Here is a 26,604-nt window from a genome sequence, read left to right as displayed (position 1 = left end):
GTGCCTATTCGGCCGCGTGTGGTATCGCGCCGAACCGCGCCGAACCCCTGCGCCGCTCCCTGAAGGTCGACGGCGCGGCCAGCAGCACCGGCACCAGCACCAGCGTCAGAAGCGTCGAGAAGCCGAGACCGAAAATGATCGCGGTCGACAACTGCACCCACCAGGCCGCGACCGGGCCGCCGAGAATGATTTCGCGCGCGGCGAAATCGAAATTGATCTGCAGCGCCATCGGCAAGAGACCGAACATGGTGGTGATCGTGGTCAACATGATCGGCCTGAGACGCTGCCCCGCCGTGCGCAACACCGCCTCGACGACCTCCATGCCTTCGCCGAGCAGGCGCTGATAGGTATCGATCAGCACGATCGAATTGTTCACCACGATACCGGCCAACGCGACAATGCCCGTGCCCGTCATGATGACGGAGAAGGGCTGGCCGGTGACCATCATCCCGATCAGCACGCCGACGGTCGAGAGCACAACCGTCGAGAGCGTCAGCACCGAATGGTAGAAACTGTTGAATTGCGTCAGCAGGATCACGAACATCAAAAACATGGCGCCGACAAGCGCCCCGCCGAGGAAGTTCGATGCCTTTTTCTGCTCCTCATTGGCACCACGGAACTTCACGCGAACGCCGGCGCCGAAATCCTGTGTCTCGATCCATTCCTGTATCTCGCGCGTCTTCTCGTCAATATTGATCTTGGTCTGCGTCTCGCGGTCGAAGGCGGTGTTGGCCTTGACCATGATCCGGCGAAAGCCGTCGATACGCTCGATCGTGCCGACCTGCGGCTGCGCCGTCCGTGTGACGAAATTCGAAATCGGCACGAGGCCATGCGGAGTCTGAACGCGCAACTGGTCGAGCTGGTCGAGCACGCGATAGTCGCCGGGGAAACGCGCCCGGATATCGACCTCGTCCTGTGCATCGTCGGGCCGGTACTTGCCGATCAGGATGCCGTTGGTGACGAGCTGGATCGTCGCGCCGACCGAGGTCACATCGGCGCCGAAACGGCCGGCCAGTTCGCGGTCGACCGTCATCACCCATTCGATCCCGGGCAGCGGCCGTCCGTCCTCGACGTCGATCAGCCCGTCAACATTCCGGTCGAGATGATCGCGAACGGTGGCGGCGGCCTGCAGCAGCCGGCCATAATCGTTGGATGTCAGCTCGATCTGGATGTCCTTGCCGGTCGGCGGGCCGTCCTCGACCTTGCGCAGTTCAACCTTGATACCGGGGATCTTGTCGGTCCTCTGGCGGATTTCATCGAGAACGACGGCGCCCTTGGCCCGTTCCTCATAGGGCTTCAACTCGATCATCAGCTGCGCGATGAGATCCTTCGGCACGTCGCCGCGGCCGACGGGCCCCGAGCCGAGGCCAGGTCCGGTGCGCGTGAAAACGGTCCTGACGCCATCGGTCGAAAGCACGATATCTTCGACGTCGCGCGCCAGCGTCAGCGTATCCTGAGCCGACAGATTGCCGCGCGCGCTCACCAGAACGATCGCCTGTTCCGGCTCGGTGTCGACGAAGAATTCGACGCCATTGTTGAAGTTGGAGAAGAGCGCGATCGTGACGACGAGAATGACGGCGGTTCCGGCGAGAATCCGTCCCGGATAGTAGATCAGCCGGGCGAGCAGCCGGACATAGGCGCCGGTGAAGCCGGGAAGCGAGCGGATGTCGCCCGTCTCCGCGCCGGCGAGAAGTTTCAAAACATCGCTGCCGGCGCTTTCGGCCTTGCCGACCAGCGAGCCGAGCACGGGCAGGAAGACAAGGGCGGTGAGGAATGAGGCCGAAAGCACGACGATCAGCGTGATCGGCAGATAGCTCATGAACTTGCCGCTGACGCCGGGCCACAGCAGCATCGGCAGGAAGGCGGCGAGCGTCGTCGCCGTGGAAGCGGCGATCGGCCAGAACATGCGCTTGGCCGCAAGTCCGTAGGCCCCCCGCCGGTCGAGTCCTTCCGACATTTTGCGGTCGGCATATTCGACCAGCACAATGGCGCCGTCGACCAGCATGCCGACGGACAGCAGCATGCCGAACATGACCATCATGTTGACGGTGTAGCCCGTCACCGAAAGGAACAGGAAGCCGATCATGAAGGAGGTGGGAATGGCGATGCCGACGAGCAGCGCCGAACGCAGGCCAAGCGCGGCCACGACGACGATCATCACCAGCACGATGGCCGTCGTGATCGAGGACTGGAGCGAACCAAGTGAACGATGGATCCAGCTTGAGGCATCCAGTGTGAAATCGACATGGATCGCCTCCGGCCAGTCGGTCGTGAATTCGTCGACGACGGCGCGCACATGCGTGTTGTTGTCGACGATGTTGGTGCCGATCCGCTTGGTGATTTCGATGGCGATGGCCGGATGGCCGTTGAAGCGCGCATAGCCGTCCGGATCCTTGAAGGTCCGGCGAATCTCGGCGACGTCCGAAAGTGTCACGATCCCGTCGCCGGAAACCTTGACCGGCAAGGTCAGGACGTCTTCACGCGATTCGAACAGTCCGGGTACCTTGACCGAAAAGCGGCCCTGGCCGGTATCGATGCTGCCCGCCGCGACCAGCCGGTTGTTCATCGTCACGATGTTGATGAGTTCGGCCTGGGCGATGCCATAGGATTCGAGCTTGGCCGGATCGATCGCAACTTCGAGCAACTCCTCGCGGTGGCCGACAAGCTCGGCCTGCAATACGGTTGGAACCGCTTCGATCTCGTCCTTCAGCCGCCGCGCCGCCTCGTAGAGCGTCCGCTCCGGCACTTCGCCCGAAAGCGTCACGATCAGAACGGGAAAGAGTGCGGCGTTGAATTCGCGCACCGTCGGCTCGTCGGTATCGGCCGGGAGCTTGGCGCGGGCGAGATCGACTTTCTCGCGTACATCCAGCAGCGCCTTGTCCTTGTCGAAGCTGACATCGAAACGCAACACGATACCGGCATGGCCCTGCGAGGCTGTGGCCGTGATATCTTCAAGCCCTTCGAGCGAGCGCAGCTCCGTCTCCATCGGACGGATCAGCAGCCGTTCGGCATCTTCCGGCGAGATGCCCTGATGTGTGATCGAAACGTAGAAAATCGGAATCGGGATGTCGGGGTCAGCTTCCTTCGGAATCGTCACATAGGAAATGAGACCGGCAATGACCATCAAGACCATGGTCGTCATGACGGTCCGGGTGCGTCCCTGAATTGCGTCGATAAAACCGTTCACAGGCCGGCTCCCAGCTGGGCGGTGGGCATTGCCTCGACCTTCTGGCCTTCGATCACGTAATCCTGGCCGACGGTGATGAGTGTCACCGTATGCGGAAGACCGGAAACCCAGAGACCGTCGGGCGTATCGTCGACCAGCTGGATCGCGTTGAACTTGACGCGGCTGTCTTTATCCACCGTGCGGACGCCGATCACGCCCTTGTCGTCGAGCGCGATCACGGAACTGGGAATGCGATGAGCCTGAACTTCGTCGCCGGGCACGATGATTTCCGCCGTGATGCCGGCGCGCATCCCGAAATCCGGATTGGCAACTTCAAGCTCGACGCGGAATGTGCGTGTCGCCGGGTCGGCCGTCTTGGCGACAAAGCTGACGGTGCCCTCTGCGGTTTCACCCGTGATCAGCCGGGCCCGGCCCGGCAGGCCGATCCGCAGCGCGCTGACCCGGTCTTCGGAAACCTGACCGATGACCAGCAGCGGATCGAGCTCCACGACGAGGCCGCAAACATCGCCGACACGCAGATAGTCGCCAACCTCGACACGGCGGTCGTCGAATATGCCGTCGAAGGGCGCGACGAGCCTTGTCTGGGCAACCGCGATCTCCATTTGCTTCAGACGCGCCTGGGCGGCGTCATGCGCCGCTCTCGAAGCCGCCGCCGCGGTCGGTGCGCGGTAGCCTTTTTCGGCCAGCTGGCGCGAGGCGTCATATTCAAGTTGACGCTGCCGTGCCATCGCCTTGGCCTCGGCAAGCTGTGCGTCGCGGGCATCGAGATTGATGCCGCACAGCACCTCGCCGGCCTTGACCCGCGCACCTTTTTCGACGGGCAGCTCCGACACGGTACCCTGCGTCTCGGCGCGCACTTCGACGGCACGCTTCGCCGCCGTGCGTCCGCGGATTGCCACCGTTCCCTGCCGGGCGGTCGCAGTCGATGTGACAACGCGCACCTGGGGAACGATTGCGTTGGCGGCATCGCGCTCGGCCGCGGTCATTTCGTTGATATCGCCGTTCGAGCCGCCGAAAAGGCCACTGATGAACCAGAGGCCGATCGCCACCCCGATGCCGATCGCGATCAGATGCGAGCGGTGGAGTTTGCTTCCGGTCTGTTCGATGATTTTCCGCTGACGCTCAAACATGAGTATGTACTGCTTTGGGGTTGTCCTGCGGCTTGTCGTCCGCCGCTATGTCTTCGATCAGGTGCCGGTTGTTCTCGAGAAAGGAGACGGATGCCGAATAGACGGCGTGACCGTAGAGGCGCGCGAAATCCGTCCCCGGCGTGTCGCCCGGATCGCGTGTCGCGAGTTCTTCGGTCTTGGCTTTCATTTCGGCCAGACGCTGATCGACCAGTTCGGCGACGCGCGAGCGCGGCAGCAAATGGGCGAAAAGGACGGCGAACAGGAATTCCGAACGAAACTTGTCGGCGGCCAGCGGCATATGCAGCGCATCGCGCAGGCTCTGCCGGCCTCTTTCGGTCAGCGCATAGATTTTCTTGTCGGGGCGCCGCTCCTGCTGCTCTTCCTTGCAGGTGACAAGCCCTTCATCCGTCAGCCGCGTCAGCGCCGGATAGATCGAGCCATAGCTGGCGTCGAGAAAGTGGCTGAAAGGGCCATCCTCGAACATCTTGTTGATTTCGTAGCCTGTGGCTTCGCCAAAAACCAACGCGCCGAGACAGAGCGTCGTGACTTGCATCGCGGGGGGTGTCCATGTCGCGGTCCCATATGACGGACCGATATATCGAACCTATATAGGACCGATATATTAAATTCCAAGAGCCTGATGCGCGCTTTTCGCGCTCTTTTCTGTATTTTTTTGCACTGCGGCAAACACGCAACACCAGCGCGACGCGACGAAATGTGGCTGTGTCTCAGGCATCCGGCGCCGGTCGCGCGCGCTGGTTGTAGAGCATCTTGCGGACCTTCTCCTGCTCCTCGGGCGTCATTTTGGACAGGTCCATCGAAAGGTCGCCGCCTGCCGCCATGCCGCGCTGGACCGCCGGCCGCTCGCCGATCTCCTCGAGCCAGCGCCTGAAATGCTTGAACTCCGCGATCTCCTGCCCCTGCGCCTTCCAGTTGACGGCCCATGGGTAGCAGATCATGTCGGCGATCGTGTATTCGTCGCCGGCCAAGTAGCGCCGGTCGTAGAGACGGTTGTTCATGACGCCATAGAGCCGGTTGGCCTCGTCGGTGAAGCGGCGCACGGCGTAGGACTGGTCGCCCTCGCGGTCGCCCAGCCGGCGGAAATGGCCGCACTCGCCGAGCTTCGGGCCCTGATTGGCCATCTGCCACATCACCCACTGGATCACTTCGTACTTGCCGTGGGGGTCCTGCGGAAAGAACTTCCCGGCTTTTTCGGCGATATACATCATCATCGCGCCGGACTCGAAAATGCCGATCGGCGCGCCGCCGCCCATTGGCGCATGGTCGATCATGGCCGGCATCCGGTGATTGGGATTGAGCTTCAGGAATTCGGGGCTGAACTGGTCGCCGCGGCCGATATGCAGCGGGATCAGCTTGTAATCGAGGCCGCACTCCTCGAGCAGGATCGTCACTTTCTTGCCGTTGGGTGTCGGCCAGTAATAGAGATCGATCATGCGGGTGCCCTCCCAGCGCGTAGCAGCAAATTTCTAGGTAGGGGCGGCAAGCGCCGCCAGCAAGAGGCGGCGATAAAGCCTTTCGCTGAAAGATGACGGCTTTGCGAGCCCCATTCGTTCAAGACAGGCATCGGCCGCCGCGTTTGAGGGGCCGCCCTTCAGCGCGAGGCGCGCGAGCTCCCGCTTCGAGGCGCGTGACAGCCGCCCAAGCGCCGGCATCAGCGCTTGCTCGACCTCGCTGAAATCGCTGCCGAAGGGGAAGAGCGGCAGCAGACCCTGCGCCTTCGCTTCCGCGAGCGCGACGGCAACGCGCTCGGGACGGTTGTCGCGTCGGTCAGCGGGAATTTCATAGTCGGCGGCGATCTTGCCGGCTTTCTTTGCGCGGGCGAGCAGCGCCGCCTGGAAACGCGAGTCCGTCACGCCGAGCATGGCGGCGATAACTTCGGCGTCGGTCTTGCCGCGCAGATCGGCGATGCCGTATTCGGTCACAACCAAATCGCGCAGATGGCGCGGGATCGTCTGGTGGCCATAGGAAAAGACGATATTCGAAAGCGTCTCGCCGTCCTTCTCGCGCGTGGCGCGCAGCGCGATCACCGAGCGCGCATCGGGAAGCGCAAAGGCCTGCGAAACGAAATTGTATTGCCCGCCGACGCCGCTGACGACGCGCCCGTCTTCCAGACCATCGGAAACAACAGCGCCGAAAAGCGTTGCCATCATCGTGGTATTGATGAAGCGCGCGCCCTTGCGCGCCGAGCGCTTATTCGCCTCGTCGCCATAGAGTTCGTTGACGAAGGAAACCGGCACCATCGCGATACGGCGTCGCGCCGCGGGCGTCATGTCCTTCAGACGTGCATAAAGGCTTCGCGAACCGAGAAAGAAGCCCGCATGGATCGCCGCGCCGTCGACCTCGCGCTTGACGATACCGGCCTCCATCAGATCGAGAAAGCATTCGACCAGCATTTCGCTGGCGCCATAGAGCCCCTCCTCGAAATGTGCCGTCTCGCGCGGCACGCCGCCGAGCCGGTCAAGCATCGCCCGCCAGTCCGCATTGCGCCGGTGCCTGAGGACAAGGCCCTGACCGACGGCATCGCCGATCGAACCGATGCCGATCTGCAGCGTACCGCCGTCGGGTACGAGTCCGGCCACGTTGAGACCAATCGCATAATCGGTCGCCGTCACCGGCTCGCGCGGCGGTGCGAAAAGCGGGAAGCGGAACGCGTCGCCTTCAAGTATGAAGTCGAAATCGTCAGCAGGAACCTCGGCCCGTCCGTCCATGAAGGGAAGTGCCTCGTTGACCTGCCCGGCGAAGACGAAATTCGCCTGCCCCGCGCGGCGCGCGGCGAGGAAATCCGGCGTGACGTCGGGGTTGCAGCTCAGGCTGTAACCGCCGCCTGTGTGCGCCGGCGGCGCGACAAGCTGCGCCAGCACATTGACCCCGCGGTCGAGAATGTAGCGCCCGACATGCGTGTAGTTGGCCGAGATGTAATTCTGCTGCTGACGCGGCGACCCGAGCCAGCGCCCGGCCATCAGGAAGAATTCATGAACCTCGATGTTGGGGGGCAGCGTTCCCTGCCGCAGCGCCGTCGCATAAAGAAGGTCGGGATAGCCCGCGAAGAGGCGCTTGCTGACGGGATCGAGAAAGCGGCGCTCGAGATCGCCAGATGCGCGCGGCCGCTCAAGCGTCAGGGCGGTCAGGATATGCAGCGAAATCGTTGGATCGGCGATCGCCCGTTCGGTCAGTGCATTGGCGATGTGATTGGGTTTGCCGAGGCCGAGCGGCAGCGCCAGCACGATGTCACGGCCGACCCGCGCGATGATCGCGTCGGCCAGTCGCTCGGCATTGTCAAAGCGTTCGGGTTGTCGTTGCATCGGATCCTATTCCGCCCCTTCCATCGGTCGCGGCCGGCGCACGGCGCCCCCGACCAGCTCAATCTCCTCTTCGAGCCGGCGCTGCGTGTCGCCCGGCGACCCGGTCCGGCGCGCCAGCGCCTGATAGGCCACCGGCACCACGAAGAGCGTAAAAATAGTAGTGGCGATGACGCCCGAGAAGATAACGACGCCAATGGCCGTGCGCGTCTCTGCGCCGGCGCCGAAGGACAGGATCAGCGCCACCGAACCGGCGATGGTGGTGATCGCCGTCATCAGGATCGGGCGCAGGCGGATCACTGAAGCCTCGACCAGCGCTTCGCTGAACTCCCGCCCCTCGTCGCGCAACTGGTTGGCGAATTCGACGATCAGAATGCCGTTCTTGGCCGCGAGCCCCACAAGCATGATCAGGCCGATCTGCGTGTAGAGATTGATCGTGCCGCCGCTGATCCATATCCCGAAGAGCCCGCCGGTGATCGCCAGCGGCACCGTCAGGATGATGACGACCGGATGAACGAAACTCTCGAATTGTGCGGCCAGAACCAGGAAGACAACGATCAGCCCCAGCACGAAGATGAAGCCGAGCGCGCCGCCCGCCCGCATGAAGTCGAGCGATTGACCGCGATAGTCGATGGCGACATTCGGGGGCAGATGCTGGCGGGCGAGATCGCGCATGTGTTCCAGCGCTGCGCCAAGCGTATAGCCATCGGCCAGGTTGGCATCGATGGTGATGGCGCGCATCCGGTTGTAGCGATTGAGGCTTGCCGGCCCGGCGGCCTCGGTCACCGTGACAAGGTTGGCCAGTGGAATCAGTTCGCCGGTCCGCTCCGACCGCACGAAAACATTGCTCATGTCGCTGGGCGTTCGTTGCGCTGAGCGCTCGCCTTCCAGAATGACATCGTATTCCTCGCCGCCGGACGTGAAGGTCGTCACCCGCCGCGACCCGAACACCGTCTCCAGCGTGCGCCCGATATTGCCGACCGTCACGCCGAGATCGCCGGCATTGTTGCGGTCGATCTCGACGCGAAGCTGCGGTTTTGTTTCCTTGAAGTCGTGGTCGATATTGACGAGGCCGGGATTGTCCACCTCAACCGCCGCGATCAGGATGTCGCGCCATTCCCGGAGCTCCTCGTAGGAGCCGCCGCCAATGACGAACTGCACCGGCTTGGCGGCGCCGCGGCCGAAGCCCTGCCGCATCATCGGTGAGGCGGTGACGCCCGGCAGGTCGGCAACGCGGGCGCGCACATCGGCCATGATCTCCCAGGCCGAACGCCGCTCGCTCCAGTCGACCAGAACGACGACGGCGACGCCGGTGTTGAAGCTTGACAGATTTCCGAACGAACGCGGCGCGCGCACCAGCAGCCGGTTGATCTCGCCACTCTCGACCAGCGGCATCAATCGGTCCTCGATCTCGGTCATGTAGTCGTTGATATAATTGAACGAGGCCCCTTCCGGTCCGTTGACCATCACGAAGAAAATACCGCGATCCTCGCGTGGCGCATATTCGGACGGGATGACGATGAAGAGGCCCAGTGCCGCGATCACAAGTCCGCCGAATGTCGCCATCGTGATCGACGGCCTGTCGAGCGCGCGGCCCAGCGCTTCGCGGTAGCGCGTCTTGAGCTTGTCGAACGCCGCATCGACGGCGATATTGAAACGGGTGTGATTGGATGTCGGCCGGAGTATCTTCGACGACAACATCGGCGACAGGCTGAGGGCGACGAGGCTCGAAAAGGCGACCGCCGCGGCCATCGTGATCGCGAACTCCGAAAACAGGCGACCGATGGCACCCTCGACAAAGGCGAGGGGCACAAAGACTGCAATCAGAACCACGGTGGTGGCGATGACGGCGAAGCCGACCTGTCGCGCCCCGCGATAGGCGGCGACAAGCGGCGTCTCGCCTTCCTCCATGCGCCGGTAAATGTTCTCGAGTACCACGATCGTGTCGTCGACCACGAGCCCGATGGCGAGCACCAGCGCCAGCAATGTCAGCAGGTTGACCGAAAAGCCGAGCGCGAAGAGCACCAGAAAGGGCGCAATCAGCGACACGGGGACGGTGACGGCCGGCACCAGCGTCGCCCGCGCACTGCCGAGAAAGACGAAAATCGTCAGGATGACGAGACCGATGGCAATGAACAGTGTCTTGTAGACCTCGTTGACCGCGCCCTCGATGAAGACGCTGGTGTCGTAGCTGCGGCGAATATCCATGCCCTCGGGCAGCCCGGGCGCAAGACGTTCGGCCTCGGCCTTCGCTGCACGCGCCACGGTGAGCGTGTTGGCCTGCGACTGCTTGATGATGCCGATACCGACCATCGGCACGCGATTACCGCGAAAGAACGTCCGCTCTTCGGCCGCCGCGCGCTCGACGCGCGCGACATCGCCGAGTCGTACCAGATAGCCGTCGCTGCCCTGGCCGAGCACAAGCTGACGGAAATCCTCTTCGCTGCGAAAGCCGCGCTCGACGCGGGCGGTGAATTGCCGCTGCACGGATTCGATGCTGCCGGCCGGCAGCTCGACATTCTCGGCGATCAGCGCCGCCTCGACATCGCCCACCGTCAGCGCGCGGGCTGCAAGCGCGGTGCGGTCGAGCCAGATGCGCATCGAATAGCTGCGCGCGCCGCTGAGCCTGACCCGTGCCACGCCGTCCTGCGTCGAAAACCGGTCGACAAGATGGCGCTCCACATAGTCGGTCAACTCCAGCATCGACAACCGGTCGCTGACGACGTTGAGCCACATGATGACGTCGTCGCTGGAATCGGCTTTCTGGATGTCCGGCGGGTCGGCCTCGACCGGCAGATTGCCGAGAATGCCTGAGACACGGTCGCGAATATCATTGGCGGCCGCGTCAATGTCGCGTTCCGGGTTGAATTCGATGGTGATGCGCGAGCGTCCATCCTCGCTTGAGGATTGCACGAAGGAAATGCCCTCGATGCCGGCAATGCGCTCCTCGATGACCTCGGTGATGCGCGTTTCGACAACAGCCGCGGCCGCGCCGCGATAGTCGGTGGTGATCGAGACGATCGGCGGATCGATGTCCGGATATTCGCGCAAGGGCAACCGGTCGAAGGCGACAAGGCCGAAAGCGACCAGCAGCATGCTGATGACGGCGGCGAAGACGGGCCGGGTGACCGAGACGTCGGAAAGTTTCATGGCTCCCCCTCGCGTCCTACTGAACGACCGTCGCGCCGAGGCGCCCGAGCGTCTGTTCCGGCGTTTCCTCATTGACGATGTTGACGGTCATCCCGTCGCGCACCTGCATCGTGCCATGCGTGACAACGAGCTCGCCACGCTTGAGACCGCTCGCCACTTCAACGGCGCCGGGCCGCCGCCCGCCGGTTTCGATTTCGCGCCGCTCGGCCTTGTTGCTGGCGCGGTCAATGACGAAGACGAAGTTCTGTGTGCCCGACGGCACCAGCGCTTCTTCCGGGATCACGATCGCGTCGCGCGGATTTTTAAGAAGCCGCACCGTCATCAGCAGGCCTGGCTTCAGCGCGTGGTCCTCATTGGCGATGAGGGCACGTGCCGTGATCGAACGTGTGACACGATCGACCTGGGTGGCGACGCTGCGAACGGTGCCACGAAATTCCTTTCCCGGCAGTGCCGTCGTCGTCGCGACAATCGCCAGTCCGGGCTGGATATTGGCGAGATAGGCGGCGGGCACCGTGAAATCGAGCTTGATCGGATCGAGATCGTCGAGCGACGTGATGACGCTACCGGGCGTCACGAGTGTGCCGGGGCTGATGTTGCGCAAGCCCACCACGCCCTCGAAAGGCGCGCGGATCTCGCGGTCATCGAGACGTGCCTTTGCACCGTCGCGATTGGCCTCTGCCTGGCGCAGCGCCGCCCGCCGTTCCTCAAGCTGGGCTGTCGCCGTATATTGCCGCCGCTCGAGTTCGCTGGCGCGGTTATAGGCAGTCCGCCGCTCGGCGAGAACCGCTTCCGCCGCTTCCAGCTCCGCGCGCTGTTCGTCGCGCCGGAGCAGCACCAGAATCTGGTCCTGCTCGACCTGTTGCCCATCTTCGAAAAGAATCTCCACCACCCTGTCCGATACATTGGCAGTGATCGTGACGCTTTCATTGGCAAAGGTGGTGCCGAGCGCCTCGACCTGATCGACAAATCGGTCGATGACAGCCGGTGCGACGATCACGTTCTGCGCCCGCTCCTGCGCATGGACGACCGAAAGGCTCGCGGGCAGCAACAGAAGAGCGAGAATCGTGGCGTGTGGCGTCGACAGGCGCATGCAGGCTCCAACTCGGGACAAGCAAAGACTCGGATGATGGTGCAATCATCCGGCCAAATTATGACACGGAGTTCGAGTTTGGCCGATGGGGAGGCGATTTCAAGCAGCACCGGCCTTTTGTGCGCCGCGTGGACGGCTCAAGGCGTCACATTTGCGTGTGCGGACTCGGTCATTGCCGGCGGCGCGGGCGGCCGGATGCCGGATCGCGCGATCGACAGGCTGAGCAGGATCGTCGGAATGAGGCCGAGTGCGACGATGGTCAGCGCCGCTGTCGAGGCCTCGGCGAGGCGCTCGTCGGACGCAAGCCGGTAGGTACGCGTGGCGAGCGTTTCGAAGTTGAAGGGACGCAGCAGCAGCGTCGCCGGCAGTTCCTTCATCACGTCGATGAAGACAAGCAAGGCGGCACTTGCCAGCGCACCGCGTAACAGCGGAATGTGGATGGCGCCAAGAACGCGACTGGGCGAGGCGCCGAGGCTGCGCCCGGCGGCGTCGAGCGAGGGATGGATCTTTTCAAGGCCGCTGTGACAGGCATTGAAAGCGGCGGTCAGAAAGCGCGCGACATAGGCAAAGACAAGGCCCGCCACCGAGCCGGTGATCAGCAGGCCCGGCGAAAAGCCGAGATGCGTCTCGGCAAAGCCGGCCAGTGCGCGGTCGATATCGGTCGTCAGCGTCAGGATGCCGATGGCGATCATCGCACCTGGAAGCGCATAGCCGAGCGTCGCGAGACGGATCGAAATACGATTGAAGGGCGTCGGATGAAGGCGCTCGCCATAGGCGAGCAACAGCGCCAGCCCGGTCGCAAGTGCTGCGGCGATGCCGGCGACAAAAAGACTATTCGAGGCGAAGTCGAGAAAATTCCGCCCCACCAGCGGATCGCCTTCGATCAGCGCATAGCGCAGAAGCACAATGGCGGGAACGACGAAGCCGAGCAGCACCGGCAGCGCGCAGGCCAGCATGGCGACAAGCGCCCGCCCCCCCTTCAGCGTCACCGGCCGCGCCGCCATGTCGCGCGACAGCGGATTGGCGACACGGCCGCGACGGCTGATCATTTCGATCGTCACCAGCGCCAGTGCGAAAAGAAACAGCCAGGCGGCGATTTGTGCCGCAGCCAGCGCATCGCCAAGGCTGAACCAGGTACGGAAAATGCCGGTCGTCAGCGTCGGCACGGCGAAATAATCGACGACGCCGAAATCGGAAATTGTTTCCATCAGCGCAAGCGCGAGGCCGCCCGCGATCGCCGGACGCGCGCAAGGCAGCGCGACGCGGATGAAGGCGCGCCACGGCCGCGCGCCGAGCATGCGTGCCGCTTCGAAAAGTGCCGCCGATTGCCGCTGAAAAGCCGTTCGCGCCAGCAAATAGACATAAGGATAGAGCACGAGACTCAGCACGATCGCTGCGCCCGGCAGCGAACGAATGTTGGGAAAGCTGTATTCGCCGCCGCTCCAGCCGGTCAGCGCCCGCAAGGCCGTCTGCACCGGTCCGGCAAAGGCCAGTAGATCGGTATAGACATAGGCGACGATGTAGGCGGGCGCCGCCAGCGGCAGCACCAGCGCCCAATTGAACAGGCGTTGACCCGGAAAGCGCGTCGAGACGACGAGCCATGCGGTGCCGACGCCGATTGTTCCGGCCATCAGTGCGACCAGCGCCATCAGCCAGAGCGTATTCGCCACATAGCCCGGCAGCACGGTTGCGCGTAAATGTGCCCAGTTCTCGCTGGCTGGCAGCGCCAGGCTCGCCAGCACTGTCAGCGACGGCGCCAGCAGCACCAGCGCGACGGCGAGCGCCGCCAGCGTCCAGCCCGAGGCGGCGCGGCTTCCTGTCCCACCGGGAATCCGAAATTTTTCCGTGACTGACATGCCGCCTTTGTGACAAATACCGCTCTCTGCGGCAAAGTAATTTTGCTACGCATTTGCAAGAGTTTCCGAGGGAAAAGGCCGGATGAGGCAAGGATGACGCTGGCGTTCCGCAATGTCGGACACAGATATGGCGACCTTCAGGTGCTGTCCGGCGTCTCGCTGGAGGCGCGGGCGGGCGAGATTCTTTGCCTGTTGGGACCGTCGGGCAGCGGCAAGACGACGCTGTTGCGACTGGCGGCCGGACTGGAGGTGCTGCAGGAGGGATCGATCGATCTCGACGGCGCCATGCTGGCAATGCCGGGCCGCGCGCTGCCGCCTGAAAAACGGCCGTTTGGCATGGTTTTTCAGGACAACGCGCTCTTTCCGCATCTGACCGTGGCCGAGAATATCGCCTTCGGCATCAACCGTCGCCCGAAGGACGAGCAGGCCCGCATCATCGCCCAAAGGCTTGCCGCTGTTGGACTTTCGGGCTTCGAGCCGCGCTACCCGCACACCCTGTCGGGCGGCCAGCAGCAACGCGTGGCGCTGGCCCGCGCGCTGGCGCCGGAACCGGCGGCGATGCTGCTCGACGAACCCTTTGCGAGCGTCGACGTGACGCGCCGCCGCGCTCTGCGCGAGGACGCACGCCGGGCGCTGAAAAGCGCTGGCGTTATTACGCTTGTCGTCACGCACGACCCCATGGAAGCGATGGAAATCGCCGACCGGATCGCGGTGATGGAGGCCGGCCGCATTGCCCAATGCGCGACGCCCGCCGAACTCTATGCACATCCCGCAAGTGCCCTCGTGGCCTCGCTTTTCGGCGAGGCGCAGCGCTTTCCGGCGACCGTGTCGGGCGGCCATGCGGTGACCGCCTATGGGCCGCTGCCGGCGCCGGACTACCGCGACGGCGCCGCCGTGGAGGTGATCATGCGCCCCGAAGCGGTCCGCCTCGCACCGGCAAACGGCGACGAAAACACGTTCACAATCAGTGACTTGCGGTTTCTCGGGCGGGACTGGCTGGTGCTGCTCTCGGCCACCGGCGCGCCCGCCACCGAACCGTTGCGCGCCCGTGTGCCCGACCTCGGCGGGTTGAAAATCGGCGCCTCGGCGGCCGTTCACTTCGAGCCGCAAGGCAGCTTCATCTTCGCTGCCAAAACCTGAAAACACCCCCTCTGTCACAAAACTGTCATAAATCTGTCACATGACGAGGTGGCGGCGCGAATGATAGTCGTTATCAAGTTAATCCAGACGCCGAATCCTCCTCCTCGAACCCGGGAACATCCATGTCACGTCTCTATGCCGGCATACTTATCCTCGGTCTCGCCATCGCGCTCATCGTTGGCACGCAAATGGGCACCGACCGAAACGCGGTATCGGCCAGCGCAACGCTGAATATCTATTCGGCACGCCACTACGACACCGACCTGGCGCTCTACGACAAGTTCACCGAAGAGACGGGCATTGCGATCAACCTGATCGAAGGCGACAGCGACGAGCTGATCGCGCGCATCGAACGCGAAGGTACGCAGAGCCCCGCCGACCTGCTGATCACCGTCGATGCCGGGCGGCTGTGGCGCGCCGAGGAGAAGGGGCTCTTTCAACCGGTGGCATCCGAAATTCTGCAGACGCGCATTCCCGAACATCTGCGTCATCCGGATGAGTTGTGGTTCGGCCTGTCGAAGCGCGCCCGCATCGTCATCTACAACAAGGCGAAGGGTCGCCCCGAAAAGCTTGAAACCTATGCCGATCTCGCCGACCCGTCGCACAAGGGCGAGATCTGCATGCGCTCCTCGTCGAATATCTACAACCTGTCGCTGCTGGCCGCGATCATCGAACATCAGGGAACGGAAGAAGCCGAAAACTGGACCCGCGGCGTGGTCGCCAATTTCGCACGGCAGCCGCAGGGCAACGACACGGGCAATATCCAGGCGGTTGCCGCCGGCGAATGCCGCATCTCGCTGGTCAACACCTATTATGTCGGCCGCCTGATGGGATCGGACAAAGCTGAGGACCGCGCGGTTGCTGAAGCGGTCGGTCTTGTATTCCCCGATCAGCAGGGCAATGGCACGCATGTCAATATCAGTGGCGCCGGCGTGCTGAAACATGCGCCCAACCGCGCCAACGCGGTCCGCTTCATCGAATTCCTGACCGACGACTGGGCGCAGCGCGCCTTCAGCGAACAGAACCATGAATATGCGGCCGTACCCGGCGTCGTCATCGACAGTCCGGTCACCGGTTTCGGCGATTTCAGGGAAGACGCGCTGAACGCCAGCGCGCTTGGCCGCAACCAGCCCGAAGCGGTGCGCATCTTCGACCGCGCCGGGTGGAAGTAGGCCTCACCCCACCAGCGGAAACGCGAGACCCAGCAGCGCATAGGCCATCAGCGTCACGACGATAATGGCGAACATGTTGAGCCAGATGCCGGCTTTGGCCATTTGCGGGATCGTGACATGGCCGGCGCCGAAGATGACGGCGTTGGGCGGGGTGGCGACCGGCAGCATGAAGGCGCAGCTGGCGGCCAGCGCCGCCGGCGCGGTGAGAAGAAGCGGATGGATGCCGGCGCCGACGGCGACGCCGGCAAGCAGCGGCACCATCGCCGCCGTCGTCGCGATGTTGCTGGTGAGTTCGGTCAGGAAGACGATGGTGGCGACGATCAGCAGGATGACGAGGATCGCCGGCAGACCCGCCGCCGCGCCCAGACCGCCGGCGAGCCAGAGCGCCAGCCCCGTCGAGCCGAAAGCGGCGGCAAGGCTCAAGCCGCCGCCGAACAGCAGCAGCAAGCCGTAAGGCACACGGCTCGCATGCTCCCAGTTGAGCGCCGGCTTGCCGCCGCCCGCCGGGATGACGAAAAGCGCCAGCGCCGCCAGCATCGCGATCACGGTGTCGGAGAGATCGGGAATGACGGTGGCGATCAGCGGTTGAGCGATCCAGGCGGCGGCGGCGCAGAAGAAGACGGCGGCAACGGTCTTTTCCGGTCGCCGGATCGGCCCGAGACCGTCAAGCGCCCGGCCGAGCGTCGCCGCGACGCCTGCGATCGGCCGCCCGTCGAGACGAAAGGCAAGCCGCGTCAGCACCAGCCAGCAGCAGGCGAGCATCACCAGCGACAGCGGCAGCGCGAAGAGCATCCATTGCGCAAAGCCGATTTCGAGGCCGTATTCCTGCGCCATGTAGCCGGCCAGAAAGGCGTTGGGCGGCGTGCCGATAAGGGTGGCGATGCCGCCGATGCTGGCGCCATAGGCAACCGCCAGCAGCAGCGCCACATCGAGACCGCCGCGCGGCGCATGAACGCCGTCATCGGCAACCGTGATGGCAATGACCGACATCGCAATCGGCACCATCATCACGGCGGTTGCCGTGTTCGAGACCCACATCGAGAGAAATGCGGCGGTCAGCATGAAACCGCCGACAAGCTGACGCGAGCCGGTGCCGGTGCGGGCGAGTACATGCAGCGCAATGCGCTGATGCAGGCCGGTCGCCTGCATGGCGGCGGCAATCAGAAAGCCGCCGAGAAAGAGAAAGATGATCGGGTTGGCGTAAGGCGCCGCCGCCGTGCCGATACTGGCGATTCCGAGGAGCGGAAAGCCGACCAGCGGGAGGAGGCCGGTCGCGTAGACCGGGATCGCTTCGGTGACCCACCAGATCGCCATCAGCGCGACCAGCGCCGCCAGCCGCCAGCCTTCGGGCGAGAGGCCTTCGGGCGCCGGCAAGGCCAGCATCAGCGCGAATACGGCAAGCCCCGCGACAATGGCCTTCGGATTGTAGGAGACGCGCTCGGCCTCGATCGTCTCCGTCTCCACGCCCCGTGCCCCCTGTTTTGCCGCGTTCAACCGGCGCACAGTCTGTCAAAAGCGGGCGCGGCGACCAAGCGCCGATTTGGCGCGCCTACGCGGCCGCCTGGCGCCGGGTGACGGCGGCGAGGTTTGCCTCGGCGAACGCCCAGTTGACGAGATGATCGAGGAAGGTGTCGAGATAGTCGGCGCGCCTGTTCTGGTAGTCGAGATAATAGGCGTGTTCCCAGACATCCGTTGTCAGCAGCGGGACGTCCTTGCCATCGGCGATCGGCGTTTCGGCGTTGGCGGTCGCCTGGATTTTCAGCTTGCCGTCGGCGCCGCAGACGAGCCAGCAATAGCCTGAACCGAACTGGCCGACCGCCGTCTCGCTGAATGTTTTCCTGAAATTGTCATAGCCGCCGAAGTCGCGCTCGATCCGCTCGGCCAGGGCCCCGCCGGGCTCGCCGCCGCCATCGGGCGCCAGCGACTGCCAGTAGAAATCGTGGTTCCAGACCTGCGCCGCATTGTTGAAGAGGGTCTTTTGGGTCGTATCGCGTGCCGCCTTGCGAATAAGCGCGACGAGATCGAGATCGGCGAGGTCGGTGCCCTTTGTCAGTTCGTTGACCTTGTCGACATAGGCCTTGTGGTGTTTGCCGTAATGACAGGCGAGCGTCTCGACCGAGACATGCGGCTCAAGCGCGTCTTTCGCAAAGGGAAGGGGGGCGAGTTTGAACATCGATTGTCCTCCGGCCGTTGCCCCGCCCGTAAATGCGACGATGACCCGCCGATGGGGCGATTTCAAGGCAGAACCGGACAAAACCCCGCCGCAACGGCCGCCAGCCCCGAGGGCAAGCCCTCTTCTTGCAACGCAAAACGCGAATCCCCACATAGTAAGCAACGGTGCCGAACAAGGGCCGGAAACAAAGTCGCTTGCCAAACAGGGCTTTGGAGACGATGCGCATGATCCAGTTCAACAGCCCCTTCCTGCTGGGCTTCGAGCAGATGGAACGATTGCTCGAACGGGCCGCCAAGGCCTCCGACGGCTATCCGCCCTACAATGTCGAGCAACTGGCGGCCGAGGCCGGCGCGGCACTCCGGATCACGCTGGCGGTCGCCGGATTTTCGCGCGACGAATTGTCGGTCACGGTCGAGAACAGCGAGCTCGTCATTCGCGGGCGGCAGCGCGATGAGGACGACCGCACCTATCTCCATCGCGGCATCGCCGCACGCCAGTTCCAGCGCGCCTTCGTGCTGGCCGACGGCATGAAGGTGCGGACCGCGCGGCTCGAAAATGGCCTGCTGAAAATCGATCTTGAACGGCCGGCGCCGGAAAAGACCGTTCAGACGATCGAGATTGTCGATGAGATGCCGGCGGCCGGTGGGCGTCCGGTGCCGGACACGCGCCGCGCCGGCGCGACGGAGTAATCCCTTTGCTTCGTTAAAGAAGGAAGGGTGGACAAGGAGTGAGTACCATGCGTAACGAAACGGACAACGACGCGGCCGAGAACATTGAACCGGTCAGCGGCTGGGGCACGGAGGATTTCCGCGCCCTGACGCCCGAAATGTTCGCCAATGTCGGCGTGCCCAACATCGTCTATGTGCGCGAAGTGCGCGCGAGCGAGATCGAGGGCGAAGCCGGCGACGAACTGAACCTGCCCGCCGATACGCGCCTCTATGCGGTGCATGCGGCCAACGGTATTCGCATGGCCGTGCTCGACAGCCGCGACGCGGCTTTTGCCGGCGCCCGGCAATACGACCTGGAGCCGGTCAGCGTCCATTAAGGGACATTGTTCCGGCGCGCACGAAAAAAGCCCCGTTCGCGAGAACGGGGCTTTTTGTCGATGAAGGGATAAACGCTCAAGCCGCGCTGGTTGCCGCCGGTTCGGTGAGAATGGAAAAGAGCGCCGACGCGTCTTCGGAGGCGCGCAGCTTCTCGACCACGGCCGGATTGCGCAACAGGCGCGAGATGCGCGCCAGCGCCTTCAGATGGTCGGCGCCCGCCGATTCCGGCGCCAGCAGCAGGAACATCAGATCGACCGGCTGGTCGTCGACGGATTCGAAATCGATCGGCGTGTCGAGCCGCGCGAAAAGCCCGTGCAAGCGGTCGAGCTCGCCGAGCTTGCCGTGCGGAATGGCGATGCCCTGTCCGACGCCGGTCGAGCCGAGACGCTCGCGCTCCAGCAGCGTTTCGAAAATGGCGCGCTCCGAAAGGCCTGTCAGCTTCGCCGCACGTTCGGCGAGTTCCTGCAGCGCCTGCTTTTTGCTGGTGACCTTGAGGTGAGCGATGACCCCCTCCGGCTGCACCAGATCTTCAAGCTCCATGGTCCGGGTCCTGCTTTGCGGGGCGGTTGTCTGGACGGGACGCGGCGTCATGCGGCGTGCATGAGGCGCGGTCGTCGTCCGGGAAGCCCCGGCTATGGTCGGGTTCGCTTTCAGTTCGTCAAGCCTTTGCAATGTCGCGACCTGTGTCGATCCAGCCGATATTTCCATCGGTGCGGCGATAGACAAGGTTGAGACCGCCGCCGGCACGGTTGCGGAAAACGACAACCGGCACGTCGCTCAGATCCATTTGCATCACCGCGTCGCCGACGGAGAAAACCGGCACGGCCGTCGTTCCTTCGGCGATGATAATGGGTTGCGCATCTTCCGGCACTTCCTCGTGCTCGTCCCCCGCTTCGATGATGAAAGAGGGAAAGCTCTCGGCCGGCAGTTCCACCTTGTTGGCGTGGTTATGGTTCTTCAGCCGCCGCTTGTAGCGGCGCAGGCGCTTTTCGAGGCGCTCCAGCGCGGCCTCGAACGAGGCATAGACCTCGTTGGCCGCGCCCTGCGCGTTGACGCGCATGCCGGAGCTGAGATGCGCCGAAGCATCGGCGCGAAACTCATGGCCCTGTTTGCTGAACGTGACCTGGCCGTCCACCGGCCGGTCGAAATATTTTGTCACCGCCGCCTGAAGGCGTTCGGTCGCATGGGTGCGGAGCGCATCTCCGACGTCGAGATGATGACCGCTGACCTGAACCTGCATGAAAGACCTTTCCGGGTCGCTACGCTACAAATAGTGACTGCCTGACGAGGTCGCCCGGATCCGGCGTGTTCCGGAATCCGTTTGCTCCGTGTCCGCCGCCGCGCCCCGGAAAACAACCGGGGGTCTTTTGAGCGAGGGGGAAACTAGTGGGCCGCTTCATGGGTGTCAACCGGATGCCGGAGAAGGGCGGAAACCCCTTATCTTTCAAATATATATAGGGCATTTGCACGGCCTTTGAAGGGCCGCGCCACGACTCATGCATAGGCCTTTTTTTCGCGCCGGCGCTGCACCGAGGAGGGAATGTTGAGCGCTTCCCGGTACTTGGCGACCGTGCGCCGCGCAATGTCGACGCCCTGACCCTTCAGGATGTCGACGATATTGTCGTCGGAAAGCACCGCATCCGACAATTCGCGGTCGATCAGGTCCTTGATGCGGTGGCGCACAGCCTCGGCCGAATGCGCGGCACCGCCTTCCGACGAGGCGATCGAGGAGGTGAAGAAATACTTCATCTCGAAAATGCCGCGCGGCGTGGCGATGTATTTGTTCGCCGTAACCCGGCTGACCGTCGATTCATGCATCGAGATCGCCTCGGCGATGGTCTTCAGATTGAGCGGCTTCAGATGCTGCACGCCGTGAACCAGAAATCCGTCCTGCTGGCGCACGATTTCGGACGCGACTTTCAAAATCGTGCGCGCCCGCTGGTCGAGGCTCTTGACCAGCCAATTGGCGTTGTTGAGGCATTCGGAGAGATAGGCCTTGGCCTTGGGGTCGTTCGAGAACTTGCTGACCTCGGCATAATATTGCTGATTGATCAGCACACGCGGCAGCGTTTCGGTGTTGAGCTCGATCGCCCAGCCGCCATCGGAACGCGCGCGCACGAAGACATCGGGAATGACCGGCACCACGGGCTCGCCGCCAAAGGCCAGACCGGGTTTCGGATTGCAGCCGCGAATGTCGTCGATCATCGAGGCGATGTCGTCGCGGTCGGCGCCGGTCAACTTCATCAGCGTGTCGAAATCGCGCCGCGCGAAAAGTTCGAGATTGTCGAGAAAGGCCCGCATCGCCGGGTCGAGCCGGTCCTGCTCGGCAAGCTGCAGCGTGAGGCACTCCTTCAGGTTGCGCGCGCAGATGCCGGTCGGCTCGAAGGTCTGCAACACACCGAGCACGGCCTCGACATCTTCGACGTCGACGCCGAGTCGTTCGGCCGCTTCGGCGAGGTCGGCGGTCATGTAACCCGCCTCGTTGACCTGGTCGATCAGGAAGGCCGCGATCATGCGGTCACCCGGCATCTTCAGCGCCATGTTCATCTGATCGGTCAGATGTTCGGCAAGCGTCGCCTCGCGTGTCAGCGTCGCGGCGAAATCATAGTCGCCATCGCCGCTTCCGCCGCCACCGCTCGTCCGCATGCTTTGCCAGTCCGAGCCGGTTGGCCCCGGCGTCTCGCCCGCGGCCTCGTTGTTCTGCGTATCGGCGCGCGCCTCGTCGGCATAGACATTCTCGTAATCGGTATCGAGATCGCCGTCGCGGCCGGGCGGCGGCCCGTCCTCATTGAGCGTCAGCGCGGTCTCGGACGTCGTCACCTGGTCGTGTGTTTCAGCCGGCGCCTCGCGCTCGTCGGATGCGCGCTCGGGATTGGCGACGCCGTTTTCGAGCAACGGATTGCGCTCGAGTTCCTGGTCGACATATTCGGCGAGTTCGAGATTGGAAAGCTGCAGCAGCTTGATGGCCTGCTGGAGCTGCGGCGTCATCACCAGGGACTGTCCCTGGCGCATCTCGAGTCGCGGTGCAAGCGCCATGATTTATGCCGCCTCCCCGCCGCCTACAGACTGAACCGCTCGCCGAGATAGAGCCGGCGCACATCCTCGTTGCCCACGATGGCGGAAGGTTCGCCCTCCATGAGCACGGCACCGTCATGAATGATGACGGCATGGTCGATGAGTTCCAGCGTCTCGCGAACATTGTGGTCGGTGATCAATACGCCGATGCCGCGATCCTTCAGATGCGCGACCAGATCGCGGATGTCGCCGATGGCAATCGGGTCGATGCCGGCAAAGGGCTCGTCGAGCAGCATGAATGAGGGTTGCGTGGCCAGCGCGCGCGCAATCTCGACGCGCCGCCGCTCGCCGCCCGAAAGCGCGATGGCCGGCGTGCGCCGGAGATGGGTGATCGAGAATTCGGCGAGCAGATCGTCAAGCTCGGCCTCGCGCCGGTCGCGGTCATGCTCGACCACTTCGAGCACGGCGCGGATATTCTGTTCGACCGTCATGCCGCGAAAAATCGAGGCTTCCTGCGGCAGGTAGCCGATGCCGCGGCGGGCGCGGCGATACATTGGCAGGCTCGTCACATCCTGCCCGTCGAGCAGGATGGTGCCGTAATCCGGCTGAATGAGCCCGGTAATCATGTAGAAAACGGTGGTCTTGCCGGCGCCGTTGGGGCCCAGAAGGCCGACCGCCTCGCCGCGCTGGACGTGGAAGCTGACGCTGCGCACGACGGGCCGGCCCTTGAAGCTCTTGCCGATTTTCTCGACCGAAAGCCCCGGATTGTCGGCAACCAGATGCGGGCGCGCTTCCGCACCTCCCGCTTCATTGTCCAGCCCCGCATCGCCCGTCATAGGGTCCCCACTTCATCAATCCATGCCATCAAACGGTACTTGGCATTAAAATTGTATGAAGTGAAGCGATTAACCAAGCCTTTTCGGACCGGAATCAGTTTCCTTCGGGGTGAAAAAGGCCGCGAACCCGGCCTGTTCCGCCACCTTCGGCCGGCGCGCCGCCGACCACCCGCGCCCGTCCGCTGTTAAGGTCAACCTGTAGCTTCGATCCCCGGATGACGTTTTCGCCCTGGCGCAGAACGACGCTGTCGCCCATCTCGATCTGCCGGCCTTCGACCTTGTAGTCGGCCCAATCGCCGCTGGCCGACTGGTCGTCCGGCGCCGCGAGATGGACATTGCCGGTTGCCCTGATCCGGTCGATGCCGGAACTGTCGCCGCCCTGCCGCGATGTATAGAAAACGGTCAGCCGGTCGGCACGCATCCGCACCGCGCCCTGCGTCACCAGCACATTGCCGGTGAAGGTGGCGCTTTGCTTGGCATCCTCGATTTCCAGCGCATCGGCCTCGACCGCGATCGGCTGTTTCGGATCGTTGGAAAAGCCGCCGCCGACGATGCCCGATTGGGCCGCTGCGCTGCCGCCGCCAAGCCCGACGCCGAGAAGGAGCACAAGTCCGGCCAGCCCTGCCCGCCGGCGCCAGGCGCCCGTCATCCCCCCAGTCCTCGCCATCATGTCAGTCCCCCTCGCTCGGCCGATCGGGATGGATCAGCAATTTCACCTGGCCCTCGAAGCGCATGACCCGCCCCGTATGATCGGCTGTCATGCGGTCGGCACGCAAGGTACCAAGCGGCCCTTCGCCCGACACTTCGCTGTCGCTGGTTATCGTGCCGGCCGCGAAATCGACCACGGCATGGGTCCCCCTGAAGGCGTAGCCCTGCGCTGTGGCGATGTCGATTGTCTGTGTCAGCTCAAGCGTCTGGCTTTCGGAATCGAGAAGCCCGCCTGCCGCCGTCAGCGTAATCCACTCGGCGTCCGCGCCCGGCTGCTCGTCGAGCTTCATCTCGGCATTGATGTTCTCCAGCACCACGAAGTTCGGCCGGTTGACATCCTGCGTCGCATTGTCGGCGCTGACGACATAGGGTCTTCCGTCGCCCGTCACGCCGGCGATGCGGGGGCTGACCATCCGCAAGTCGTCGGGCCGTGTCTCGATTTCACGGAAGGTCACATCCAGCCGGTCGCCGCCGTCAAAGACACCGGAATAGTAAATGACGACCGCCAGAAGCGCCGCAGCACCGAGCGGCAGCACGACCTTCATCAGCAACACGAAATAGCTGTAGCGGCCCTGCGCTGCGCGCCTGGCGGGGGGCGCCGCATGTGCCGTGACCGGACGTGCCGGCCGTCCGCGTTCCCGCCGTTCCCCGGCCTCGCCGGACCCCTGGCTCATTCAAATCCGCTCCACATCGCCCGAGCCCGAAGCCCTGCCGGCGGCGAGTATGCGCGCATGCCTTGCACAGCGTCAACGAAGCGGGGCATCCCGGCTCGTGCCGCGAACGTCGTCAATGCGCGAATATGTCTTCCTCGGGCCAGCCAGCCAGATCGAGCGCGGCGCGCACCGGCAGGAAGGCGAAACAGGCCTTGGCAAGCTCGGTCCGTCCTTCGCGGGCCAGCATCCCGTCGAGGATCGACTTGATCTGGTGCAGGTGGAGGACATCGGAGGCGGCATAGGCAAGCTGCGCCTCGCTGAGCTTCCCGGCGCCCCAGTCGGAGCTCTGCTGCTGCTTCGACATGTCGATATTGACCAGCTCGCGCGCCAGATCCTTCAGCCCGTGGCGGTCGGTATAGGTGCGCACCAGCTTCGAGGCGACTTTGGTGCAATAGACGGGTGCGGTAACGACGCCGAGATGGCGCTGGATCGTCGCAATGTCGAAACGCGCAAAATGGAAAATCTTCAAGACCGACTGATCGTCCATCAGTGCGCGCAGATTGGGCGCGCGGTAGGTCGCCCGGTCGAGCTGGACGATATGGGCATTGCCGTCGCCGGCTGAAAGCTGCACCAGGCAAAGCGAGTCGCGGTCAGGGTTCAGGCCCATCGTTTCGGTGTCGACGGCGACGCTGGCGCCGAAGGAAAGCCCGTCCGGCAGATCGCCCTTGTGCAGCGTGACCGCCATATGCTGGCTCCGCTTGGCCCCGAAGGGCGGGTGGCGGGCCTTCCCGTCAGGGATTTCGGTTGCCGCCACCAGAAAGGAATGGTGCCCAGGAGAAGACTCGAACTTCCACGCCCTTGCGAGCGCCAGCACCTGAAGCTGGTGCGTCTACCAATTCCGCCACCTGGGCACTTGTGCGTTGCTTAAATAGGGGCTCTGACAATGTCAATGGAGGAGGCGTGGCGCCCGGCGGGCCGTCCACCCTCCTGGCGCCCGTCCAGCCCTTTGCCGCGCGCCGCCGATGGGTTATCTAGGGAGCGCTTGGCGGGCAGGTTTTCGGCAATACGGCTCACGGAAAGGCCACCGGACGACCGGCAGATGAAATGAGAGGCAAAATGAGCTTAGACGACGCGGGCACGAATAGCGGGGCGATGCTGCGTTCGGGTGCCACCATCACGGTCTTTGGCGGTTCGGGCTTTGTCGGCCGTCACACAGTGCAGGCCCTGGCGCGACAAGGCTACCGCGTGCGCGTGGCGGTGCGCCGCCCGAACCAAGCACAGTTTCTGCGCCCGATGGGCGCGGTCGGTCAGGTCGAGCCGGTGCAGGCCAATATCCGCGATGACGCCTCGGTGGCCGCCGCGATCGCCGGCGCCGATGCCGTGATCAATCTGGTCGGCATTCTTTACGAAAGCGGAAAACAGAAATTTGCCGCCGTGCAGGCAGACGGCGCCGCGCGTGTCGCCGGCGCCGCGGCGGCTGCCGGTATTTCCACTTTCGTTCAGGTTTCGGCGATCGGCGCCGATCCCGAAAGCCCGTCGGCCTATGCCCGCTCCAAGGCAGAGGCCGAGACGAGCGTACGCGCCGTCCTGCCGGGTGCCGTTGTCCTGCGCCCCTCAATCATCTTCGGACCGGAGGATGATTTTTTCAATCGCTTCGCCGCCATTGCCCGCCTGTCGCCGGTGCTGCCGCTGATCGGCGGCGGCGATACGCGTTTTCAGCCGGTCTATGTGAAAGACGTTGCCGCGGCGATCGTGGCGGTGCTGGCCCGCGCCGACGCATCCGGCCGCACCTACGAACTCGGCGGACCCGAAGTGCTGACCTTCCGTGAACTGATGGAACGCCTTCTCGATGAGATCGGGCGCAACCGTCTGTTGCTGCCGGTGCCCTTCGCGCTGGCCCGCCTGAATGCGGCCTTCCTGCAATTGCTGCCGCGCCCGTTGCTGACCGTCGACCAGGTACGTCTGCTTGCTGTCGACAATGTGGTGAGCGACGCCGCGCAGGCCGAACGCCGCACGCTCGAAGGCCTCGGCATCGCGCCAAGCGCGCTTGCGTCGGTGCTGCCGACTTATCTTTACCGTTTCCGCCGCACCGGGCAGTTCGAACGCGCCAGCGCCGACTGACGCAAGA

22 protein-coding genes and 1 tRNA gene are annotated in these 26,604 nt (G+C 63.9%); 5 read left to right on the top strand and 18 right to left on the bottom strand.

Annotated elements, in window-relative coordinates:
* Nucleotides 1–4: 4 nt before the first annotated feature.
* From Q7V31_RS09780 to Q7V31_RS09745, 8 genes are all read right to left on the bottom strand, one after another.
* Nucleotides 5–3,187 carry an efflux RND transporter permease subunit gene (locus Q7V31_RS09780; protein ID WP_304733878.1) on the bottom strand — a complete coding sequence of 1,061 codons (3,183 nt, stop codon included), beginning with the start codon at nucleotides 3,185–3,187 and terminating at the stop codon, nucleotides 5–7.
* Nucleotides 3,184–4,317 (bottom strand): efflux RND transporter periplasmic adaptor subunit, encoded by a 1,134-nt coding sequence (locus Q7V31_RS09775; RefSeq protein WP_304733877.1) that lies wholly within the window; start codon nucleotides 4,315–4,317, stop codon nucleotides 3,184–3,186. Before Q7V31_RS09775 ends, Q7V31_RS09780 begins: the two co-directional genes overlap by 4 nt.
* Nucleotides 4,310–4,870, bottom strand: a complete 561-nt coding sequence (locus tag Q7V31_RS09770) for a PadR family transcriptional regulator (RefSeq protein WP_304733876.1) — start codon at nucleotides 4,868–4,870, stop codon at nucleotides 4,310–4,312. The genes Q7V31_RS09775 and Q7V31_RS09770 overlap by 8 nt, the downstream gene beginning before the upstream one ends.
* Before the next feature lie 175 nt (nucleotides 4,871–5,045).
* Entirely contained in the window at nucleotides 5,046–5,771 is a 726-nt protein-coding gene (locus tag Q7V31_RS09765; RefSeq protein WP_304733875.1) for a glutathione S-transferase N-terminal domain-containing protein, read from the bottom strand.
* A 33-nt stretch (nucleotides 5,772–5,804) separates the two neighbouring features.
* Nucleotides 5,805–7,640: an acetyl-CoA hydrolase/transferase C-terminal domain-containing protein gene (locus tag Q7V31_RS09760; RefSeq protein ID WP_304733874.1), complete on the bottom strand. Its 1,836-nt coding sequence runs from the start codon at nucleotides 7,638–7,640 to the stop codon at nucleotides 5,805–5,807.
* Between the two features lie 6 nt (nucleotides 7,641–7,646).
* On the bottom strand, nucleotides 7,647–10,787 hold the full coding sequence (locus tag Q7V31_RS09755; RefSeq protein ID WP_304733873.1) for an efflux RND transporter permease subunit: 3,141 nt from the start codon (nucleotides 10,785–10,787) through the stop codon (nucleotides 7,647–7,649).
* A 16-nt stretch (nucleotides 10,788–10,803) separates the two neighbouring features.
* Nucleotides 10,804–11,877, bottom strand: a complete 1,074-nt coding sequence (locus Q7V31_RS09750) for an efflux RND transporter periplasmic adaptor subunit (protein WP_304733872.1) — start codon at nucleotides 11,875–11,877, stop codon at nucleotides 10,804–10,806.
* A 137-nt stretch (nucleotides 11,878–12,014) separates the two neighbouring features.
* A complete protein-coding gene (locus Q7V31_RS09745) occupies nucleotides 12,015–13,733 on the bottom strand; it encodes an iron ABC transporter permease (protein WP_304733871.1) in 1,719 nt (572 codons plus the stop codon).
* A 93-nt stretch (nucleotides 13,734–13,826) separates the two neighbouring features.
* On the opposite strand from Q7V31_RS09745, the gene Q7V31_RS09740 reads away from it, so the two are divergent.
* Both Q7V31_RS09740 and Q7V31_RS09735 read left to right on the top strand, forming a co-directional pair.
* Entirely contained in the window at nucleotides 13,827–14,873 is a 1,047-nt protein-coding gene (locus tag Q7V31_RS09740; protein WP_304733870.1) for an ABC transporter ATP-binding protein, read from the top strand.
* Nucleotides 14,874–14,995: 122 nt separating this feature from the next.
* On the top strand, nucleotides 14,996–16,045 hold the full coding sequence (locus Q7V31_RS09735) for a Fe(3+) ABC transporter substrate-binding protein (RefSeq protein WP_304733869.1): 1,050 nt from the start codon (nucleotides 14,996–14,998) through the stop codon (nucleotides 16,043–16,045).
* Between the two features lie 3 nt (nucleotides 16,046–16,048).
* Here the strand turns inward: Q7V31_RS09735 and Q7V31_RS09730 are convergent, their stop codons facing one another.
* Both Q7V31_RS09730 and Q7V31_RS09725 read right to left on the bottom strand, forming a co-directional pair.
* A complete protein-coding gene (locus Q7V31_RS09730; RefSeq protein WP_304733868.1) occupies nucleotides 16,049–17,509 on the bottom strand; it encodes a DASS family sodium-coupled anion symporter in 1,461 nt (486 codons plus the stop codon).
* 85 nt (nucleotides 17,510–17,594) lie between these two features.
* Nucleotides 17,595–18,218 carry a superoxide dismutase gene (locus Q7V31_RS09725; protein ID WP_304733867.1) on the bottom strand — a complete coding sequence of 208 codons (624 nt, stop codon included), beginning with the start codon at nucleotides 18,216–18,218 and terminating at the stop codon, nucleotides 17,595–17,597.
* Between the two features lie 218 nt (nucleotides 18,219–18,436).
* On the opposite strand from Q7V31_RS09725, the gene Q7V31_RS09720 reads away from it, so the two are divergent.
* Together Q7V31_RS09720 and Q7V31_RS09715 are read left to right on the top strand one after the other, a co-directional pair.
* Nucleotides 18,437–18,907 carry an Hsp20 family protein gene (locus tag Q7V31_RS09720; RefSeq protein ID WP_304733976.1) on the top strand — a complete coding sequence of 157 codons (471 nt, stop codon included), beginning with the start codon at nucleotides 18,437–18,439 and terminating at the stop codon, nucleotides 18,905–18,907.
* A gap of 47 nt (nucleotides 18,908–18,954) precedes the next feature.
* Nucleotides 18,955–19,263, top strand: coding sequence for a DUF1150 domain-containing protein (locus Q7V31_RS09715; protein WP_304733866.1), 309 nt, complete (start codon nucleotides 18,955–18,957; stop codon nucleotides 19,261–19,263).
* 76 nt (nucleotides 19,264–19,339) lie between these two features.
* Here Q7V31_RS09715 and ptsN read toward each other — a convergent pair whose 3' ends face one another.
* The 8 genes from ptsN to Q7V31_RS09675 form a co-directional block, all read right to left on the bottom strand.
* Complete coding sequence (gene ptsN / locus Q7V31_RS09710) at nucleotides 19,340–19,804, bottom strand: PTS IIA-like nitrogen regulatory protein PtsN (protein WP_304733865.1); 465 nt, start codon at nucleotides 19,802–19,804, stop codon at nucleotides 19,340–19,342.
* 118 nt (nucleotides 19,805–19,922) lie between these two features.
* On the bottom strand, nucleotides 19,923–20,504 hold the full coding sequence (gene hpf / locus Q7V31_RS09705; RefSeq protein WP_304733864.1) for a ribosome hibernation-promoting factor, HPF/YfiA family: 582 nt from the start codon (nucleotides 20,502–20,504) through the stop codon (nucleotides 19,923–19,925).
* 254 nt (nucleotides 20,505–20,758) lie between these two features.
* Nucleotides 20,759–22,300 carry an RNA polymerase factor sigma-54 gene (rpoN, locus tag Q7V31_RS09700; RefSeq protein WP_304733863.1) on the bottom strand — a complete coding sequence of 514 codons (1,542 nt, stop codon included), beginning with the start codon at nucleotides 22,298–22,300 and terminating at the stop codon, nucleotides 20,759–20,761.
* A gap of 23 nt (nucleotides 22,301–22,323) precedes the next feature.
* Nucleotides 22,324–23,115, bottom strand: coding sequence for an LPS export ABC transporter ATP-binding protein (gene lptB, locus Q7V31_RS09695; protein ID WP_304733862.1), 792 nt, complete (start codon nucleotides 23,113–23,115; stop codon nucleotides 22,324–22,326).
* A gap of 94 nt (nucleotides 23,116–23,209) precedes the next feature.
* A complete protein-coding gene (lptA, locus tag Q7V31_RS09690; RefSeq protein ID WP_304733861.1) occupies nucleotides 23,210–23,764 on the bottom strand; it encodes a lipopolysaccharide transport periplasmic protein LptA in 555 nt (184 codons plus the stop codon).
* Between the two features lie 22 nt (nucleotides 23,765–23,786).
* On the bottom strand, nucleotides 23,787–24,497 hold the full coding sequence (gene lptC, locus Q7V31_RS09685) for an LPS export ABC transporter periplasmic protein LptC (protein ID WP_304733860.1): 711 nt from the start codon (nucleotides 24,495–24,497) through the stop codon (nucleotides 23,787–23,789).
* Nucleotides 24,498–24,609: 112 nt separating this feature from the next.
* The gene (locus Q7V31_RS09680; protein WP_304733859.1) at nucleotides 24,610–25,221 is read right to left on the bottom strand and encodes a ribonuclease D; all 612 of its coding nucleotides are present in this window, start codon (nucleotides 25,219–25,221) and stop codon (nucleotides 24,610–24,612) included.
* Nucleotides 25,222–25,300: 79 nt separating this feature from the next.
* A tRNA-Leu gene (locus Q7V31_RS09675) sits at nucleotides 25,301–25,387 on the bottom strand.
* Between the two features lie 205 nt (nucleotides 25,388–25,592).
* Between Q7V31_RS09675 and Q7V31_RS09670 the strand changes: the two genes are divergently transcribed.
* Nucleotides 25,593–26,597 (top strand): complex I NDUFA9 subunit family protein, encoded by a 1,005-nt coding sequence (locus Q7V31_RS09670; protein ID WP_304733858.1) that lies wholly within the window; start codon nucleotides 25,593–25,595, stop codon nucleotides 26,595–26,597.
* Nucleotides 26,598–26,604 lie beyond the last annotated feature (7 nt).

Source organism: Parvibaculum sp. (assembly GCF_030651915.1).
Classification (GTDB): domain Bacteria; phylum Pseudomonadota; class Alphaproteobacteria; order Parvibaculales; family Parvibaculaceae; genus Parvibaculum.
This window is presented reverse-complemented; position numbering and strand designations above follow the sequence as displayed.